This is a genomic window from Pseudomonas sp., from assembly GCF_048269965.1.
Lineage (GTDB): Bacteria > Pseudomonadota > Gammaproteobacteria > Pseudomonadales > Pseudomonadaceae > Aquipseudomonas.
Genome location: NZ_JBLWTV010000034.1, coordinates 1 through 19,513 on the forward strand (window position 1 = coordinate 1; position 19,513 = coordinate 19,513).

General features: G+C 62.5%; 14 protein-coding genes. 5 read left to right on the forward strand and 9 right to left on the reverse strand.

What is annotated here, in order from left to right:
- Positions 1-167: 167 nt before the first annotated feature.
- From clpB to ACN0X6_RS23675, 4 genes are all read right to left on the reverse strand, one after another.
- Positions 168-2,732: an ATP-dependent chaperone ClpB gene (clpB, locus tag ACN0X6_RS23660; RefSeq protein WP_417707692.1), complete on the reverse strand. Its 2,565-nt coding sequence runs from the start codon at positions 2,730-2,732 to the stop codon at positions 168-170.
- Positions 2,733-2,994: 262 nt separating this feature from the next.
- Positions 2,995-3,732, reverse strand: a complete 738-nt coding sequence (locus tag ACN0X6_RS23665) for a nitroreductase family protein (protein ID WP_417707693.1) — start codon at positions 3,730-3,732, stop codon at positions 2,995-2,997.
- Positions 3,733-3,865: 133 nt separating this feature from the next.
- Positions 3,866-4,351 carry a glutathione peroxidase gene (locus tag ACN0X6_RS23670; protein ID WP_417707695.1) on the reverse strand — a complete coding sequence of 162 codons (486 nt, stop codon included), beginning with the start codon at positions 4,349-4,351 and terminating at the stop codon, positions 3,866-3,868.
- 322 nt (positions 4,352-4,673) lie between these two features.
- Positions 4,674-5,159: an FKBP-type peptidyl-prolyl cis-trans isomerase gene (locus ACN0X6_RS23675; protein WP_417707697.1), complete on the reverse strand. Its 486-nt coding sequence runs from the start codon at positions 5,157-5,159 to the stop codon at positions 4,674-4,676.
- A gap of 128 nt (positions 5,160-5,287) precedes the next feature.
- Between ACN0X6_RS23675 and ACN0X6_RS23680 the strand changes: the two genes are divergently transcribed.
- From ACN0X6_RS23680 to ACN0X6_RS23695, 4 genes are all read left to right on the forward strand, one after another.
- Complete coding sequence (locus ACN0X6_RS23680; RefSeq protein ID WP_417707723.1) at positions 5,288-5,455, forward strand: DUF3565 domain-containing protein; 168 nt, start codon at positions 5,288-5,290, stop codon at positions 5,453-5,455.
- Positions 5,456-6,640, forward strand: a complete 1,185-nt coding sequence (locus ACN0X6_RS23685; RefSeq protein ID WP_417707699.1) for an acetate kinase — start codon at positions 5,456-5,458, stop codon at positions 6,638-6,640.
- Between the two features lie 9 nt (positions 6,641-6,649).
- Positions 6,650-8,743, forward strand: coding sequence for a phosphate acetyltransferase (pta, locus tag ACN0X6_RS23690; RefSeq protein WP_417707701.1), 2,094 nt, complete (start codon positions 6,650-6,652; stop codon positions 8,741-8,743).
- Between the two features lie 263 nt (positions 8,744-9,006).
- A complete protein-coding gene (locus tag ACN0X6_RS23695; RefSeq protein ID WP_417707702.1) occupies positions 9,007-9,903 on the forward strand; it encodes an acyltransferase in 897 nt (298 codons plus the stop codon).
- Positions 9,904-9,918: 15 nt separating this feature from the next.
- On the opposite strand, the gene ACN0X6_RS23700 is transcribed toward ACN0X6_RS23695, so the two are convergent.
- The 5 genes from ACN0X6_RS23700 to ACN0X6_RS23720 all read right to left on the reverse strand — a co-directional run bounded on the left by ACN0X6_RS23700 (position 9,919) and on the right by ACN0X6_RS23720 (position 18,251).
- Positions 9,919-12,066 carry a putative bifunctional diguanylate cyclase/phosphodiesterase gene (locus ACN0X6_RS23700; RefSeq protein ID WP_417707725.1) on the reverse strand — a complete coding sequence of 716 codons (2,148 nt, stop codon included), beginning with the start codon at positions 12,064-12,066 and terminating at the stop codon, positions 9,919-9,921.
- Positions 12,067-12,111: 45 nt separating this feature from the next.
- A complete protein-coding gene (locus ACN0X6_RS23705) occupies positions 12,112-15,828 on the reverse strand; it encodes a response regulator (protein WP_417707704.1) in 3,717 nt (1,238 codons plus the stop codon).
- A 246-nt stretch (positions 15,829-16,074) separates the two neighbouring features.
- Positions 16,075-16,731, reverse strand: coding sequence for an OmpA family protein (locus ACN0X6_RS23710; protein WP_196473570.1), 657 nt, complete (start codon positions 16,729-16,731; stop codon positions 16,075-16,077).
- Between the two features lie 142 nt (positions 16,732-16,873).
- Entirely contained in the window at positions 16,874-17,542 is a 669-nt protein-coding gene (locus tag ACN0X6_RS23715; protein WP_417707706.1) for an OmpA family protein, read from the reverse strand.
- Between the two features lie 64 nt (positions 17,543-17,606).
- Positions 17,607-18,251, reverse strand: a complete 645-nt coding sequence (locus ACN0X6_RS23720; RefSeq protein ID WP_417707707.1) for an MBL fold metallo-hydrolase — start codon at positions 18,249-18,251, stop codon at positions 17,607-17,609.
- 167 nt (positions 18,252-18,418) lie between these two features.
- Here ACN0X6_RS23720 and ACN0X6_RS23725 point away from each other — a divergent pair, with 167 nt between their 5' ends.
- Entirely contained in the window at positions 18,419-19,414 is a 996-nt protein-coding gene (locus tag ACN0X6_RS23725) for a tyrosine-type recombinase/integrase (protein ID WP_417707709.1), read from the forward strand.
- The last annotated feature ends 99 nt before the right edge of the window (positions 19,415-19,513 follow it).

Below are 19,513 nucleotides of genomic sequence, written 5' to 3' on the forward strand. Positions count from 1 at the left end.
CGCCTCGGCACTCTTTTGGCTTACCTCTTCCACTTTAGAGTGCCTGACGAACATACAAGCCCGGATGCAATCCGGGACCACCTGACGCCGACTTCCCGGATTACATCCGGGATACAAAAGCAAAGGCCCGCCAATTTGGCGGGCCTTGTCGTTTACGCAGCAACCGATCAGGCGAAGACGATCTCCTCGCCGTCGACCTTGGCATGCACAACAGCTCCCGGGGCGAAATCGCCGGAGAGTATCTGTTGCGCCAGCGGGTTCTCGATCCAGCGCTGGATCGCACGCTTGAGCGGGCGGGCGCCGTACACCGGGTCGTAACCGACGGCGATCAGCTTGTCGAGCGCCTCCGGCGTCAGCTCCAGGCTCAGCTCACGCTCGGCCAGACGACCACGCAAACGTCCTAGCTGGATCTCGGCGATACCAGCGATCTGCTCGCGGCCCAGCGGTTCGAACACCACCACTTCGTCGATGCGGTTGATGAACTCGGGGCGGAAGTGGCTGCTCACCGCATCCATCACCGCCGCGCGCTGCGCTTCCTTGTCGCCGACCAACTCCTGGATCTGCGCCGAGCCGAGGTTGGAGGTCATCACGATCACCGTGTTCTTGAAGTCCACGGTGCGCCCATGGCTATCGGTGAGGCGACCATCTTCCAGCACCTGCAGCAGCACGTTGAACACGTCCGGGTGAGCCTTTTCGACTTCATCCATCAGCACCACGGAATACGGCTTGCGGCGCACCGCCTCGGTCAGGTAGCCACCCTCTTCGTAGCCGACATAGCCGGGCGGCGCGCCGATCAGACGGGCGACGCTGTGCTTCTCCATGAACTCGGACATGTCGATACGCACCAGCGCCTCCTCGGTGTCGAAGAGGAACTCGGCCAGCGCCTTGCACAGCTCGGTCTTGCCCACCCCGGTCGGGCCGAGGAAGAGGAACGAGCCGCTCGGCCGGTTCGGGTCGGCCAGGCCGGCACGCGAGCGGCGCACGGCGTTGGCAACTGCGACCACCGCTTCGTCCTGGCCGATCACACGCTGGTGCAGCAGACCTTCCATTTTCAACAACTTTTCGCGCTCGCCTTCGAGCATCTTGCTCACCGGAATACCGGTCCACTTGGACACGACTTCGGCGATCTCCTCATCGGTGACCTTGTTGCGCAGCAGCTGGTTCTCGCTCTTGCCGTGCTGATCGACCATCTGCAGGCTGCGCTCCAGATCGGGAATGATGCCGTACTGCAGCTCCGCCATGCGGTTGAGGTCGCCCTTGCGCCGCGCGGCTTCGAGCTCGGTCTTGGCCTGCTCGATGCGTTGCTGGATCTGCGCCGAACCTTGCACCTCGGCTTTCTCCGACTTCCAGATTTCCTCCAGGTCGGCGTATTCCTTCTCCAGCTTGGCGATATCTTCTTCCAGCTTGACCAGACGCTTCTTGGTCGCCTCGTCGTCTTCCTTCTTCAGCGCTTCGCGCTCGATCTTCAACTGGATCAGGCGACGATCCAGGCGATCCAGCTCCTCGGGCTTGGAGTCGATCTCCATGCGGATACGGCTGGCAGCCTCGTCGATCAGGTCGATGGCCTTGTCCGGCAGCTGACGGTCGGTGATGTAGCGATGACTGAGCTTGGCTGCGGCGATGATCGCGCCGTCGGTGATGGTCACGCCGTGGTGCACCTCGTAGCGCTCCTTCAGGCCACGCAGGATGGCGATGGTGTCTTCCTCGCTCGGCTCGTCCACCAGCACCTTCTGGAAGCGGCGCTCCAGCGCGGCGTCCTTCTCGATGAACTGGCGGTACTCATCCAGCGTGGTGGCACCGACGCAGTGCAGCTCACCACGGGCCAGAGCCGGTTTGAGCATGTTGCCGGCGTCCATGGCGCCTTCGGCCTTGCCGGCACCGACCATGGTGTGCAGCTCGTCGATGAACAGAATGATGCGCCCTTCCTGCTTGGAGAGCTCGTTGAGCACGGCTTTCAGACGCTCCTCGAACTCGCCACGGAACTTGGCGCCGGCGATCAGCGAGCCCATGTCCAGCGACAGCAGGCGCTTGTCTTTCAGGCCATCGGGTACTTCGCCATTGATGATGCGCTGGGCCAGGCCCTCGGCGATGGCCGTCTTGCCCACGCCGGGCTCGCCGATCAGTACCGGATTGTTCTTGGTACGGCGCTGCAGCACCTGGATGGTGCGACGAATCTCGTCGTCACGACCGATCACCGGGTCGAGCTTGCCCTCCTCGGCGCGCTTGGTCAGGTCGACGGTGTACTTGTCCAGCGCCTGGCGCGACTCCTCGACGTTGGGGTCGTTGACCGCCTGGCCGCCGCGCAGGTTGGCGATGGCGTTTTCCAGGGCCTTCTTCGACACGCCCTGGCCGAGCAGCAGCTTGCCCAGCCGGGTGTTCTCGTCCATCGCCGCGAGCAGCACCAGCTCGCTGGAAATGAACTGGTCACCGCGTTGTTGTGACAGGCGGTCGGCCTGGTTGAGCAGACGCGCCAGATCCTGCGACAGGTTGATGTCGCCGGTGGGGTTCTGCAGTTTACCGAGCTGATCCATTTCTCGGGTCAGGGCTTGCCGCAGACTGTTGATGTCGAAGCCGACCTGCATCAGCAGCGGCTTGATCGAACCACCCTGTTGCTCGAGCAGCGCCTGCATCAGGTGCAGCGGCTCGATGGCGGCGTGGTCCATGCCCACCGCCAGGGATTGGGCGTCGGAGAGTGCAAGTTGCAGCTTGCTGGTCAAACGATCGATACGCATAAATGTCCTTCCTCCAGAGTGGCGAGCCGGGACAACATCCCCGAAAAAAGGGCGCTTCTAAAAACGTAGGCGAGGCAGTCAGTACAAGGCAAAAACAAGCGAAAAAGCGGAATTTACGAGCTGTAAATGAGCATTTTGAGCTTGTTTTTAACGCAGTAATGACAACGCAGGTAGTTTTTAGAGGCGTCCGTAGAAGCCCGCCGAGATGAAGACTAGATAAGGACGATTACGCCGTATTCAAGACGTGACAACTTGATCCAGATCAGCGCCAGATCACCTGCTGCTCCAGTGGAAAGCGCAGACGCGGATTGTACACGCCCTTCTCGCCCTGCCGCCCGACGGCCAGCAGCATGATGGGGATGGCCTGGCGCGGGATATCCAGTACCCGGCGCAGACGCACCTCGTCGAAACCTTCCATCGGACAGGTGGCATATCCGTGGCTCTGAAAGGCCAGCATCAGGTTCTGCGCCGCCAGCGCGGTGGACTTCACCGCCCACAGGCGCATGTCGGCCTTGCTGTTGGGCTTGCGCATCAGTGGCTTGCGCATGCCCATCAGGCGCACCAGCTGACGCTTGAACAACCCCAGCAAGCCCAGCGGCCCCTGGTTGTACTGAAAGGGCGCCGTCTTGCTGTAGAAGCTACGGATGCGCGCCGGTACCTCGGCCTCTGGCCAGTAATCGATGACGTTGCGACAGGCCTGACGCCAGGTGTCCGGGCGCGCCAGCACGGCGATGATCAGCGGCGCGCGGGCGGCGTTCTGGCTCATGCATACCGGGTGCAACTGCGCCAGCAGCGCCGCATCGCGAATCACCTGGAAACTCCAGGGCTGCAGGTTGCAGGAATTTGGCGCCAGCACGGCCAGCTCCAGGCAATCGCGGATCACCGCCTCCGGCACCGGCTCGGGGGTGAAGCGACGCACTGCGCGGCGGCTTTCGATCAGTGCGCGCAGCTCGGCCGCAGAGGCCATGGCAGGCAGTTGCTCGTTGGGAAAGCTGGTCATGGGGCACTCCTCGGCATGTCGGCCGATTAAGCAACCGGATGACGATGCGAACAAGAGCGCGAGGGGAAATGGCCGCGGGTTTGGCCGATTAGCCTCACCTGCGCCCGGGGTAGAGAGCGCAGGTGTCGCTATTTCAGAGGCCCAGGGCTTTCTCGATGGCCTGGATCAACGTCGGATCGTCCGGCGTGGTACGCGGTGAGAAACGCGCCAGCACACGGCCGTCCTGACCGACCAGAAACTTCTCGAAATTCCAGGTGATATCACCCGGAAACTCGGCGCCCTCACCGGCCAGCAGGCGATAGAGCGGGTGACGCGCGGGGCCGTTGACCTCCATTTTGCTGCCCAGCGGAAAGCTGACGCCGTAGTTGAGGGTGCAGAAATCGCGAATTTCCGCTTCGCTGCCGGGCTCCTGGCCGGCGAACTGGTTGCAGGGTACGCCCAGCACGGTGAAACCATTGCCCTTGTACTGCTGATAGAGCTTTTCCAGCCCGGCGTATTGAGGCGTCAGGCCGCACTTGGAGGCCACGTTGACCACCAGCACCACCTGGCCCTTGTAGGGCGCCAACGGCAGTTCCTGGCCGTCCAGCGCACGCAGATTGAGATCGTGAAAGGCACTCATGACGAACTTCCTCAGCGAATTCAGTGCAGCGGGCGCAAGGCCCCGTAAATCATCAAGGCGGCTGCGAATGAGCACGCCGACATGCATGAAAAAGGCGCCCTGAGGCGCCTTTATCGCAAGTTTGAGCTTAGCAGCGGTTGATCCACTCGGAACGACCGCAAGTCGCCTGACAGGCGACTCAACAGACCGTTAAAAAACGTAGGCGAGGCAGGTAAGACAAGGCAAAAACGGCCGAAAAAGCGCAGTTTACGTGCTGTAAATGAGCATTTTGAGGCTGTTTTTAACGCAGCATTGCCAACGCAGGTAGTTTTTTAACCGTCTGTTAGTGGTGGTGACCACCTTCGCCATGGATATGACCATGAGCCACTTCTTCTTCACTGGCGTCACGCACGCCTACGACCTTGACCTTGAAGTTCAGGCGCTGACCAGCCAGCGGGTGATTGCCGTCGACAGTCACGTCGTCGCCGTCGATATCGCGGATGGTAACGATCTGCATGCTGCCGTCCGGGCCCGAAGCATGGAACTGCATGCCCACTTCCAGGGTGTCTACGCCTTCGAACATGGCGCGGCTCAGCGTTGCGACCAGCTCGGCGCTGTATTCGCCGTAGGCTTCTTCCGGCTCGACGGAAACGTCCAGCTCATCACCAACCTGCTTGCCAACCAGGGCCTTCTCGAGACCGGCGATGATGTTGCCGGCACCATGCAGATACACCAGCGGCGCGCCGCCAGCAGAGCTGTCGATCACCTCACCGGCATCGTTGGTCAGGGTATAGTCGATGGAGACGGCCTTGTTGGCGGCGATCAGCATGGGGAGACCTTTTGCGAAAGATAAATGAACGGGCAAGTTTAACCAACGGCAGCCTGGATTGCGACCCGAGCCCGGACAAACGGGCCGTGCGTATCGTTGATTTTCGTCAGGATGATCACGGCGACTGGGTGGCAGTCTTGTCTTGTGGCCATACTCAGCATGTACGCCACCGACCACCCTGGCAGAATCGGCCCTGGGTACTCGATCCCGAACAGCGCCAGCTCAAGCTGGGGAGCCTCTTCCCGTGTGGCTGGTGCGCCATGGATCGGTCGCACGATGAATCCAAGGAAGCTTAAATGTCTGCACGCAACATTCTGGTGATCAACTGCGGCAGCTCGTCGATCAAGTTCGCACTGGTCAACGAAACGCAGGAAACCTTCATGCTCAGCGGCCTGGCCGAGCGTCTTGGCAGCCCCGAGGCAGTGTTGCACTGGCAACAGGGCGAACAAAAGGACAGCCTGGTCCTGCCGGGCGCCGACCACCGTCTGGCCCTGTCTCATCTTCTCCCGGTCGTACAGCAGGCCGCAGCCGGCGAGCTGCACGGCATCGGCCACCGAGTGGTGCATGGCGGCGAGCATTTCTCCGGTGCCTCTCGCCTGGACGCGGCCAGCCTGCAGGCCATCCGCCAGGTCGCGCCGCTGGCCCCCCTGCATAACCCGGCCAATCTGCAGGGCATCGAGGCGGCGATGAAACTGTTCCCGGACCTGATCCAGGTGGCGGTATTCGATACCGCCTTTCACCAAAGCCTGCCCGAGCACGCCTACCGCTACGCCGTACCGCAGGCGCTCTACGCCGAGCACGGCGTGCGCCGCTATGGCTTCCACGGCACCAGTCACCACTATGTCAGCCGCCAGGCCGCGCAGATGAGCGACCTGGCATTCGACGCCAGCAGCTGGCTGGTGGCGCACCTTGGCAATGGCAGCTCCACCTGCGCCGTGGAAAACGGCCACAGCCGCGACACCAGCATGGGCCTGACGCCGCTGGAGGGCCTGGTAATGGGCACACGCAGCGGCGATGTCGACCCCAACCTGCACGGCCACCTGGCACGCACCCTGGGCTGGAGCCTGGAGCGGATCGACAGCATGCTCAACAAGGACAGCGGCCTGCTCGGCCTGTCCGGTCTGTCCAACGACATGCGCACGCTGGAGCAGGCCCGCGAGCGGGGCCATGCCGGCGCTACCCTGGCCATCGAGGTGTTCTGCTATCGCCTGGCCAAATCACTGGCGGCGATGAGCTGCGCACTGCGCCGTCTCGATGGCCTGATCTTCACCGGCGGCATCGGCGAGAACTCGACGCTGATCCGCAGCAAGACCGTGGATCACCTCAGCCTGCTCGGGCTGCAGCTGGATGCCCAGGCCAACGCCCGCTGCGTGCGCGGCGTCGCCGGAGCCATTCACGCAGACGGCCATCCGCGCGTGCTGGTGGTACCCACCAATGAAGAGCGGCAGATCGCCCTCGAAACCCTTGCCCTGCTCGACTGAGGCTTTTCCATGCATACCTTCTTCATCGCCCCCACCGGTTTCGGTGTCGGCCTCACCTCCATCAGCCTCGGCCTGGTCGGAGCCCTCGAACGCAGCGGCCTCAAGGTCGGTTTCTTCAAGCCCATCGCCCAACCGCATACCGGCGACCTCGGCCCGGAACGCTCCAGCGAGCTGATCGCCCGCACCCACGGCCTGAACTCGCCCAAGCCGCTGCCGCTCAGCCACGTCGAGCGCATGCTCGGCGACGGCCAGCTGGATGAACTGCTGGAGGAGATCATCAGCCTCTATCAGCAGGCGGCAGTCGACAAGGACGTGGTCATCGTCGAAGGCATGGTGCCGACGCGCCACGCCAGCTACGCCGCGCGAGTGAACTTCCACCTGGCCAAGAGCCTGGACGCCGACGTGATCCTGGTCAGCGCCCCGGAAGACGAGAACCTCACCGAACTGTCCGACCGCATCGAAATCCAGGCGCAGCTGTTCGGCGGGCCGAAGGACCCGAAGGTGCTCGGCGTGATTCTCAACAAGGTGCGCAGCGAAGATGGCATCACCGCCTTTGCCGAGCGCCTGCTGGAACTCTCACCACTGCTCAAGAGCCAGGACTTCCGCCTGCTCGGCTGCATTCCCTGGCAGGACGAACTGAACGCGCCGCGCACCAAGGACATCGCCGAACTGCTCGGTGCGCGCATCCTCAACGCTGGCGATTACGAGCAACGACGCATGCTGAAGATCGTGCTCTGCGCCCGCGCCGTGGCCAATAGCGTGCAGTTGCTCAAGCCCGGCACCCTGGTGGTGACGCCAGGTGATCGCGACGACATCATCCTCTCTGCCAGCCTGGCGGCGATGAATGGCGTGCCGCTGGCCGGCCTGCTGCTGTGCAGCGATTTCGCCCCCGACCCACGCATCATGGAACTGTGCCAGGGCGCCCTGGCCAGCGGTCTGCCGGTGATGACCGTGGGCACGGGCTCCTACGATACCGCCACCAACCTCAACCGCCTGAACAAGGAAATCCCCCTGGATGACCGCGAGCGTGCGGAGAAGGTCTCCGACTTCGTTGCCGGGCATATCGATCATGACTGGTTGAGCGCCCGCTGCGGCACTCCGCGCGAGCTGCGCCTGTCGCCCCCGGCCTTCCGCTACCAACTGGTGCAACGAGCCAAGGCCGCCGCCAAGCGCATCGTCCTGCCCGAGGGCAGCGAGCCTCGCACGGTGCAGGCAGCCGCCATCTGCCAGGCGCGCGGCATCGCCCGCTGCGTGTTGCTGGCCAAGCCGGAAGACGTGCATGCAGTGGCCCGCGCGCAGGGTATCGAGCTGCCGGAAGGCCTGGAGATTCTCGACCCGGATCTGATTCGTGGTCGCTACATCGAGCCGATGGTCGAGCTGCGCAAGGGCAAGGGCCTCAACGCGCCGATGGCCGAGGCGCAACTGGAGGACACCGTGGTGCTCGGCACCATGATGCTGGCGCTGGACGAGGTGGACGGTCTGGTTTCCGGCGCCATCCACACCACCGCCAACACCATTCGCCCGGCGCTGCAGCTGATCAAGACTGCGCCGGGTTACAACCTGGTGTCCTCGGTGTTCTTCATGCTGCTGCCGGATCAGGTGCTGGTCTACGGCGACTGCGCGGTGAACCCTGACCCCAACGCCGAGCAGTTGGCGGAGATCGCCCTGCAGAGCGCTGCTTCGGCGCAGGCCTTCGGCATTCCGCCGCGCGTGGCCATGCTCAGCTACTCCACGGGTGATTCCGGCAGCGGCGAGGAGGTGGAAAAGGTACGGGCTGCCACCCGCCTGGCTCGCGAGAAACGCCCCGACCTGCTGCTCGATGGCCCGCTGCAATACGACGCCGCAGCCATCGAGAGCGTCGGTCGGCAGAAAGCGCCGAACAGTCCGGTGGCCGGCCGCGCCACGGTCTTCGTGTTCCCCGACCTGAACACCGGCAATACCACCTACAAGGCGGTGCAGCGCAGCGCCGACTGCATCAGCGTCGGACCGATGCTGCAGGGTCTGCGCAAACCGGTGAACGACCTGTCGCGCGGTGCGCTGGTCGACGACATCGTCTACACCATCGCGCTGACGGCCATTCAGGCGGCCGATCTGCCGAACTAGAGGCCGTAGGGTGCGCCGTGCGCACCATGGAAAACGGGGTGCGTGCCGGCCACAACAGCCGGTGCGCGCGGCGCACCCTACGAACTTCGAAACCCATGAGTCAACACTGGCACTTGCAGGTCAGTGCACAACCGTTACCCTTGGCGCCGAACCAGCTCGCTGCACGGAACGCCGCAGCTCTTTCGACTGATACGGGGCGCAGAGAAAGCCCCTTTCCAGGCTGCCCGCCGGGCGTGCGGCCTGCTTATGGAGGCGTTCGCCCGATGCTGCACTTTCTTCCCGCGCCACTGCGCGGCCTGATCGCGAGCCTGCTGCTGGCTCTGAACACCCTGTTCTGGTGCTGGCCGCTGTTCTTCGTCGCCCTGCTCAAGTTGCTGCTGCCGTTCGCGCCGATCCAGCGCGCGCTGCGCTTCGTCATGCATGGCATCGCCGAAAGCTGGATCGGCATCAACAAATTCTGGATGCGTCTGGTTGGCCATATCGAATGGAAGGTTCAGGGCCTGGAACGCTTCGATACCCGTCACTCCTATCTGGTGACCAGCAACCACCAGAGCTGGGTAGACATTCTGGTGCTGCAGTACCTGCTCAACCAGCGCATGCCGCTGCTGAAATTCTTCCTCAAGCAGGAGTTGATCTGGGTGCCGGTGATCGGCCTGTGCTGGTGGGCGCTGGAGTTTCCCTTCATGAAGCGCTTCAGCAAGGAGTACCTGGCCAAGTACCCGGAAAAGCGCGGCCAGGACCTGGCCACCACGCGCAAGGCCTGTGCGCGTTACAAGACCAACCCCGTGGCGGTCTTCAACTTCCTCGAGGGCACCCGCCTGACCCCGGCCAAGCATGCGCAGCAGCAGTCGCCTTTCAAGTACCTGCTCAAGCCCAAGGCGGGCGGCATCGCCTTCGTGCTCGACGCGATGGGTGAGCAACTGCACGCCATCGTCAACGTCACCATTCATTACCCACATGGTGTGCCAGGCTTCTGGGACCTGCTCTGTGGCCGCCTGGATGCCGTGCAGGTGTTTTTCAAACAGGTCGAGATTCCGCGCGAATTCATCGGCCGCAATTACGATCAGGACGATGACTACCGTCTGGCCTTCCAGCAGTGGGTCAATCGCCTGTGGGAAGAGAAGGACGCTGAACTCGCCAGCCTGCACCAGCAAGCCTGAAGCGCGCCTGGCGCATCAGTCCGCGCGAGGCAGGGGCAACTTGCTCCAGTCCAGCTGCGCCGGCATCTGCATCGCGGTGCTGGCCGGCACACCCGGCGCCACCAGAAATCCTTGCATGATGCTGCAATGGTGTTGCGTCAGCCACTCGCGCTGCTCCTGGGTTTCGACGCCCTCGGCGATGACCTCCAGCCCCAGGTGATGGCCCAGATCGATGATGGTGCTGACCACCGCAGCGTCACGCGGTGAGTCGAGCATGTTGGAGATGAACAGGCGATCGATCTTCAGCGTGTCCAGCTCGAAATGCCGTAGATACGCCAGTGACGAGTAACCGGTGCCAAAGTCATCGATGGCGATCTTCACCCCCAGCTCACGCAGTTGACGCAACTGCGCCTGGGTCAGCTCCAGATCCTGCATCAGCGCACTCTCGGTTACTTCCACCTCCAGTTGGCTGGGCTTGAGACCATGGAGATCGAGTACGCGCTGCAGGTCCGTCACCAGTTGTGGCATGCCGAACTGCACCGGGCTGACATTGAGACTGAGCACCATGTCCTCACCGAACTGCTGCTTGAAGTCCGCCAACTGCCGGGCGCCCTCACGAAAGATCCATTGGCCAAGACGATTGATCAGGCGGGTTTCTTCGAGCAGTGGAATGAACACGTTCGGTGCGACAGTGCCTGCAACGCGGTGCTGCCAGCGCAGCAAGGCCTCGAAGCCGCGCAGGCGCCCGCTATCCAGATGGAACTGCGGCTGATAGACCAGCACGAAGTCGTCGTTCTCGATGGCGTGGCGCAGGCTCTCTTCGAGCATCAGTCGTGAACGCGCGCGACCATTCATTTCTGGAGAGAAGAAGCGATACTGCTGGCGCCCGGCGCGCTTGGCTTCGTACATTGCCATGTCGGCGGAGCGCAGCAGGCCCTCGACACTCTGCCCACACTCGGGAAAGCAGGCGATGCCGACGCTGGCGCCGAGGGTGAAATCCACACCATCGAGGGTGTGCCGCACCGAGACCAGTTCGATCAGCTTCTCAGCGACCTTGGCTGCATCCTCGGGATGGCCGAGGTTGTCCAGTAGCGCAGTGAACTCGTCACCGCCGATGCGTGCCAGACTGTCATAGGGGCGCAAGCAGGCCTTGAGCTGCTCACCAACACGACGCAGCAGCTGATCGCCGACATCATGGCCCAGCGAGTCATTGATGCGCTTGAAACCGTCCAGGTCCAGGTACAGCACCGCAACCCGCTGGCCGCTGCGCTCGATACGTGCCAGCGCCGATTGCAGCGCCAGATGAAAGCCACGGCGATTGAGCAGGCCGGTCAGCGCGTCAGTGACCGCTTGCGACTCCAGCTGCGCGTGCAGATTGCGCACCACCGACATGTCCAGGGCGATCAATACCATGGCGCGTTGCGGACGCGGCAGTGGCGAGCAGGACAACGCCACTGGCAGGCAGCCGCCCTTGAGCGTGCGCATGATCGCTTCATGCACGCGGTAGGTCGCCTCGCGCTTGAAGTGCAGGTAGAACTCGGATTGCTGCCAGCCGTCTTCGCTGGCTGGATTCTTGAGAAACGACAGCAGATCGACGCCCTCGAGATCGCCTACCTCGCCATCGAGCATCTGCGCCATGGCTGGGTTGGCGAACTGGATGCGACCGTCCTCACCGACCACCAGAATACCCTCGGCGGCATTGTCCAGCACCGAGGCATTGAATGCCCTGGCGCGTTCGAGCTGCTGGGAAAGCGTCTGCAATTCGCAGCGATTGTGCTCATGCTCCAGCAGGCTCTGAATCTTGTGGCGCAGCACAGTGGGATCGAACGGTTTGAGCATGAAGTCCACGGCGCCAGTGCTGTAGCCTCGCAACACGGCATCGTGAGTCTGCGCGATGGCGGACACGAAGATGATCGGCGTCAGCCTCGTGCGCGGATTGCCGCGCATCAATCGGGCGACTTCGAAGCCATCCATGCCCGGCATCTGCACGTCGAGCAGCACCAGCCCGACATCCTCCTCGAGCAGGCAGCGCAAAGCCTCCTCACCGGAGCTGGCACAGCGCAGCTGCCACTCGCCATCTTCGAGCAGCGCCTGCATGGCCTCGAGGTTTTCCATACGGTCATCCACCACCAGCAGAACCTGCCTGGTGGGTACGGCGGCGTTCTTGATCTGCGCCTGGGCCATCGTCAATCCCCTATCCATCTGCCCTTGCACCCGTCACTCCTGCCATCAGGGTAGTCCATCGCCGGACGAAGGCGTGGCCGGCATCGCCAACCAGCGCTCCAGCAATGCCAGCAGCTCATCACGCTTGATCGGCTTGGCCATGTAATCGTCTGCGCCCGCCGTGATGCATTTTTCCCGGTCGCCCTTCATGGCGTGGGCGGTGAGCGCGATGATGGGGATCACGCAACCATGCTCCTGCTTGAGCAGACGCGTGGCGGTGTAGCCATCCATGTTGGGCATGGCCATGTCCATCAGAATCAGATCGAAGGGATCGCGCTGGTAACTGGCGATGGCCTCCAGGCCATCCTTGGCGGAGCTGACACGCAGCCCTACTTCATCCAGCAGCGCGGTCAGCGCATAGACATTACGCACGTCGTCATCCACCAGCAGGATGCGCTTTCCCTGTAACGGGTTGAGCCGCGCTTGGACCGCCTGCGGCGCCCGCACGTCAACGAGAAAGCCCTGAACCGCCTGGCACAGCGCATCGGTGTCGTCGCCATGCTTGCGTACCACCACGGCGCTATAGCGGCGCAGCCGTTGCAGGGTCTGCTGAGTAACGTCCACACCGGTGTTGATCACCACCCGCGTACCTTGCAACGGGCGCAACTGGTTGAGGCTGTCGAGCAGGGCAAAACCGTCCTGATCCGGCAAGTCGAGATCGATCACCAGCGCGCAGAACTGGCCCCGTGCATAGGCCTCGCGTGCCTGCTCACCATCGGCGCAGGCGCTGACCTGAAAGCCCAGCTCCGTCAGTTGCTCGCGGTAGTGCTCGCGCTCTACCTCGACATCCTCCACCAACAACAAGGCCTGCTCCTGTTGCGCGCCGTGCTGCAGCTCGATGAACACCTGCTCCAGCTCATCACGACCGATGGGCTTGACCAGATAGCGCGTGCCATCGTCGTTCCACCCCACCGGTTGCGGGACGCAGGAAATGATGTGCACCGGCGTATGCCGATGGCTGGGCTGGGCGCGCAGACGACGAAACAGCTGCCAGCCACTGAGATCAGGCAGCAGGATGTCGAGGATCACCGCATTGAACGACTCCTGCTGCAGCAGCCCCAGTGCCTGCAGCCCGGTGCGGCAATGCACGCTGGAGAAGCCGTGAGCATGGGCCTCCTCGGCGATCACCGCAGCGAAATTGGCATCGTCCTCGATGATCAGCAGCGGCGGGCCGTCACCGGCTCTCTGCGGCCCCTCGAGCGGCGCTTCGACACTGAGCGAGCCCGCCTGCACCGGCAACCTGACGGTGAAGGTAGAACCCTGCCCCGGCGCACTCTGCAGGCTGATATCGCCATCCAGAGCCAGCACCAGCTGACGGGTGATGGCCAGCCCCAGGCCGGTACCACCGAAACGCCGGCTGGTAGAACCGTCGATCTGCTGAAAAGCCTGGAATACCTGTTCGTGCTGGGCCGCATCGATGCCAATGCCGGTATCACGCACGCTGAAGCAGAGCAGCTCGCGCTCATCCTCCTGGCGCCCCTGACTGCTGACGCTCAGCGTGACCTCACCCTGATCGGTGAACTTCAGCGCGTTGGACAGCAGATTGCGCAGGATCTGATGCAGGCGCACGCGGTCGCTATGGATGACGCGCGGCACACCGGCCTCCAGCTGAGTGTGCAGACGCAAGCCCTTGAGCTCGGCCATCGGCCGCAGGCTGGCATCGAGCTCCACCAGCACGTCCTGCATGTTGATCGGCTCCAGCTTGAGCTGCATGCGCCCCGACTCGACCTTGGCCAGGTCGAGTACATCGTTGATCAGTTGCAGCAGATCGCTGCCCGCGCGGTGCACGATATCGGCGTGCTTGCTCTGCTTCTCGGTGAGATTGCCCGCCAGGTTCTGACGCAGCTGGTCGCTGAGAATCAGGATGCTGTTGAGCGGCGTGCGCAGCTCATGGGACATGTTGGCGAGAAACTCGGATTTGTAGCGGTTGGCCAACAACAGTTGCTCGGCCTGCTCACGCAGCTTCTGCTCGGCCGCCTTGCGCTCGCTGATATCGATGATCACCGCCTGCACCAGGGTTTCATCACCGCTGCGAATGGGTGACAGGCCGACCTCCAGAGGAATCATGCGACCTTCACGGTGCTGCCCGAACAGCTCGCGATTGCCGCCCATGCGCCGCTGTTCGGGCATGGCCTGGTAACCGCGGCGCAGCGCCACATGACTGCCGCGCTGCGCCGCCGGCAGGAGCATTTCCACCGGTTCACCGAGCAACATCTGCCGTTCGTGACCGAACAGCAACTCGGTCTGTCGATTGACCATGGCGATGCGCCCCAGCGCATCGACCAGCACGATGGCATTGGGCGACGCCTCGACCACCAGACGAAAACGCTCCTCGGCCACCTTGCGTGCACGCAGGTCCACCAGGTTGATCAGGTAGCTGCTGCCCTCGTGCAGCGGGTTGAGGCTGATGCTGACCGGAATCGACTCGCCGCGTAAGGTGCGCACCATGCGCTCGTCACTCTCGACCAACTGCTGCTGCAGGTCTTTCGGCGATTCGATATTGGGCAGCACGCGCAACACGGTCTCGCCCGGCAAGGCATTGAGCGGGCAGTCGAACAGCTCGGCCGCGCTGCGATTGGCCATTTCGATGCGCCCCCTGTCATCACAGAGCAGGGTCGCCACCGGCAGCCGTTCGACCAACAGACGAAAACGCTCTTCGCGCTCGCGCAGGGCCACGGCAGCCCGCTCACTGATCTGCAACTTGCGCTCACGCTGATAGAGAAAACCGCCGACCAGAATCGACAGCAGCAGCGTCGCGGCCAGCCCCGCCCACAGACCGAGCATGCTGTTGCGATTGATCAGGCCGCGTTCATATTCAGGGGTGCCGATCACCTCCAGCGCCCAGGTGCGGCCATACAGGGATAACGCCTGCTGGCTGCGAAATTTCGGCTGCCAGCCATTGGCATTGCTTGCGCCACTGATCAGCTGCAAATCGGCCGCCTGCAGGTCTTTCAGGATGATGTCGAACAGACGGCTCTGAGCGCCAAGAATCCCATCGATCAGGTCATGGCTGCGAAAAGCCCCATGCACCAGGCCCAGCAATGCAGCGCGACGTTGTTCGACGGTATTGACGGGTAAACCCGGGCGAAACACCGGCAGGTAGAGCAGGACGCCAGACTGCACGTCTACATCGACCTCCTGACGCAATATCAGCGGCGCGCTGAGGCTGGCTTCGCCGGTCTCGACACTGCGCTCGATAGCCGTCCGCCGCACTGTTTCGCTGAGCATGTCGAAGCCGAGCACGCGCCGATTGCGCCAATCCACGGGGCTGACGTAATCGATGGGTAGATAATGCTCACGCTCACCAGGAGGGAAGATCTGATAGTCGGGGCGACCATCAGCCGCCACCTCGGCGGCAAAGTCAGCCAGTTGCTCAGGGAGCAGATAACGTGACCAGGCCACGGCCTGAATACCGGGATAGCGATCCTGAACCTGCAGCTGATCCAGTGCACGCTCCCACTCGACGAGCGAAACCCGATCACTGCCTATCATCAGCCCGGATACGCCGCGCAGGACCATCTCGTAAGTGCGCATGCGCGCCAGCACGCGCTGGCTTACGTCCTGAGCCTCCAGCTGAAAGCGGCGGTGACTGTCCTCGTCCTCACGCGTCTGCAGAGTATTCCACTGCCAGAAAATCAGGCCACCCAAGCCCAGTAGCAAGCCAAGCGCAACCAGCAGCGGCGTCCATGGCCTGGGCGGCCGCTCGACAGCTCTGTCGTCCATTCGTGCTCCTTCGGTCATCCACAACCAACACGCACGGGGTATCCGCACGCGGACATCACAGAACCACAGCAAGCAGTCTAGTCAGGTTTTGAATGAGTGGCCTTTGGCCAGAAGGGACACGACAGGCGGTCACGAAGATGGTCGCAAACGCCTGCTGACACCTCAGCGAAAACGTCCGCTGCGGTGACTGTCAGCGACATGAAAAAGCCTCCCGGAGGGAGGCTCTCATTACAACGCGGCGAGGCTTTAAAGCGGACGCAGGTTGATCTCGACACGACGGTTCTGCGCACGACCAGCATCAGTAGCGTTGCTGGCAATCGGCTGGCTCGGGCCGGCACCGTATGCAGAGATGCGCTGACCCGGCACGCCATTGGCGGTCAGGTAGTTGGCCACGCTCTGAGCGCGACGCTGCGACAGGCTCTGATTGAGCGCCTGCGAACCGGTGCTGTCGGTGTGACCGACGATGTTCACACCGTTCTTGTTGAACTCCTTGAACACCAGCACCAGCGAATTGAGGGTCGGGTAGAAGCTGCTGGAGATATCCGCCGAGTTGCTGGCGAAGGTGATATTGCCCGGCATGATCAGTTTCAGATCATCGCCGTTGCGTTGTACCTGCACACCAGTGCCCTGCAGGGTCTGGCGCAGCTTGGCCTCCTGGGTATCGACGTAATAGCCGTAACCGCCACCGGCGGCGCCACCGACAGCCGCACCGATCAGCGCGCCTTTGGCGCGATCCTTCTTGCTCGAAGTCGCAGCACCGATCACCGCACCAGTCGCTGCGCCGATCCCCCCATAGATACCGGCTTTGCCGGCCTGGCTTTCGCCGGTGTAAGGGTTGGTGGTACAGCCGGCCAGCAGGGCCATGAGCGCAGTGGCTGCGATCAGATTACGCCTGGTCTTCATAACTTTTCCTTAGGATTTCTTCTGGTATCGGGCAGACATGCCGCAGACTTCGAGCCGCCAAGGCGCGGTGAAGTTCCGCCCAAGCTTATCAGCCTGGGGCTATCAGAACTGCGACGCAAAGCAGATCAGCCCGATACCTGTCTTACTGCACGCCTGGCAGCGGTCGCAGTGTCACTTCGACACGTCGATTCTGCGCACGCCCTTCGACGCTAGCGTTACTGGCCACCGGCTGATCCGGCCCCATACCACGCGTACTCATGCGGCTGGGGTCGACCCCCTGCGCCAGCAGATAATCGGCCACGCTTTGCGCACGCCGCTGCGACAGCCCCATGTTGTGGCTATGCGAGCCGGTGCTGTCGGTATGCCCGACCACCTCGATACTGTTCTGGTTGTACTGGCGGAAGGAATTGGCCAGGTTGTTCAGCGGCTGATAGAAGCTGCTGGCGATCTGCGCCGAGTCGGTGGCGAAGGTGATGTTGCCCGGCATGATCAACTGAATCACATCGCCCTGACGCTGCACCTCGACGCCGGTGCCCTGCATGCTGCGACGCAGCTCTTCTTCCTGCTTGTCGGCGTAATAGCCGTAACCCGCCGCTGCGGCACCGGCCACCGCAGCACCGATCAAGGCGCCCTTGCCGCGGTTGTCATGGTTGATCAGCGCACCGGCAGCCGCGCCGGCCAACGCCCCGATACCACCATAGGTGGCGGTGCGGTTGGCGCTCGGCGCGCTCTGGTCATAGGGGTTCTGCGAGGCGCAGCCGCCGAGTAGCAGCGCCGACGAGCAAAGGGCAATCAACGAAAGGCGGAACATGAAGGAATCTCCATGAACGGTGGATGATGGCTCTTTGAGTTCCAGCGCGGCCATTAGTGCCCTGTCACGCGCGAATAAAGGGGTTCTCACGCATTTCATCACCGAGGCGGGTATCCGGGCCATGGCCGGTGACCACGGTGGCGTCCTCATCGAGGCGGTACAGGCGCTGCTTGATCGAACGTTCGATAGTGGCGTAATCACCGCCCCACAGATCGGTACGGCCGATACCGCGACGGAACAGCGTGTCACCGGCGATCAGCAGCTTGGCATCCTCGAACCAGAAACTCATCGAACCCGGCGTGTGCCCGGGTGTATGCAGGGCCACACCGCAGCCGCAGGCCAGCTCCTCGTCATCGGCCAGCCAGCGATCCGGCGCCGGCACGGGCGTGTAAGGCACGCCGAACATGCTGCACTGCATCTCCAGATTGTCCCAGAGGAACTGATCCTCCTTGTGCAGGTGCAGCGTGGCACCGGTCTTCTCCTTCATCTGCCCCGAGGCAAGAAAGTGATCGAGGTGCGCATGGGTGTGGATGATGCTCACCACCTTGAGGCCGTGAGCCTGCAGACGCGCCATGATCAGATCGGGATTGCCACCCGGATCGACCACGATGGCCTTCTTCGTAATCGGGTCGCCGATGATGCTGCAGTTGCACTGCAAGGGGCCGACGGGGAAAGTTTCGCGGATTAGCAGGGGTTTTGCGGGTTCCATGGGTATTCCTGTAGGATTAATGGCACATTTTTGGCACAGTGCGATTGACGATGGCGACGATCAGGAAGAAAGGCCCATACCAGTGGCACGCCCAAATCAGGCGTAAAGGGTGGCCCCAACAGACCCGCACTTTCAACACCCAGGCAGAGGCGAAGGCTTGGGCAACAATGATCGAGCGCGAAATGGACGCCGGCGTGTTCGTCAGCCGCAACGAAGCCGAGGCCACCTCCTTCTCCAGCGCACTGGAGTTGTACGCCAAGGAGGTGACTAGCAAGAAGCGCAGCAGCGCCTCTGAGCTATCGCGCATCCAGGCCATGCAGCGTCACCCTCTCGCCCTTCGCTCGCTTGCGAGTATTCGTGGCTCCGACATGGCGACCTACCGGGACATGCGTCTCGAAGAAGGCATGGCCCCCTCCACCGTTCGCCGCGAGCTGGCCCTGATCTCTCATGTCTTCACTATCGCCCGCAAAGAGTGGCGCATGGAGTCACTGAGCAATCCCGTCGAGCTGATCCGCCAACCGAGCGTTGATGACGCACGCGAGCGACGAATCCTCAGCGCAGATGTGTGGACACGCAAAGACGGGAAGCTGATATGCGAACACCTGGACGAGCTGGAAATGATCTGCCGCCACTCACGCTCGGCAGAGCTACCGAAGATCGTCGCCTTCGCTGTAGAAACGGCAATGCGCCGCAGTGAGATAACCGGCCTGCTACGCGCCAACGTAAACCGGGACAAGCGGGTCGCCCTGCTGCCCATGACCAAGAACGGCTCTGCTCGGGGCGTCCCCCTTTCCAGCAAAGCCGTGGAGATACTGGAAGGTCTCGCCGAGCGTGACGACGGCCGCTGTTTTAAGAGCCGGCCGGACTCAATCACCAAGGCATTCGCGGACGCTATCGCCGATGCTCGAAGCGTCTACATGGAAGGGCTAAGCCTTCACCTCAAGCAGAAAAAGCTCTCCCTGGAGAAGATCGACAAGCGCATCCACGACGATCCGTTTCTGATGGACCTGCGCTTTCATGACCTACGCCATGAAGCCACCTCGCGCCTGGCCGAAATTTTCCCGCTACATGAGCTAACCAAGATCACCGGGCACCAGGACACGCGGATGTTGATGCGCTACTACCACCCCAAAACCGAAGACCTGGCGAAGAAACTGCACTAATAATCCATCAAGAAAACCAAGCGCCGCCCTTAACAAGGCAGCATCGAATACTGCAATATCATCATCCTGAACCGCCCTCAGGGCCGTGCACTAAGGAAA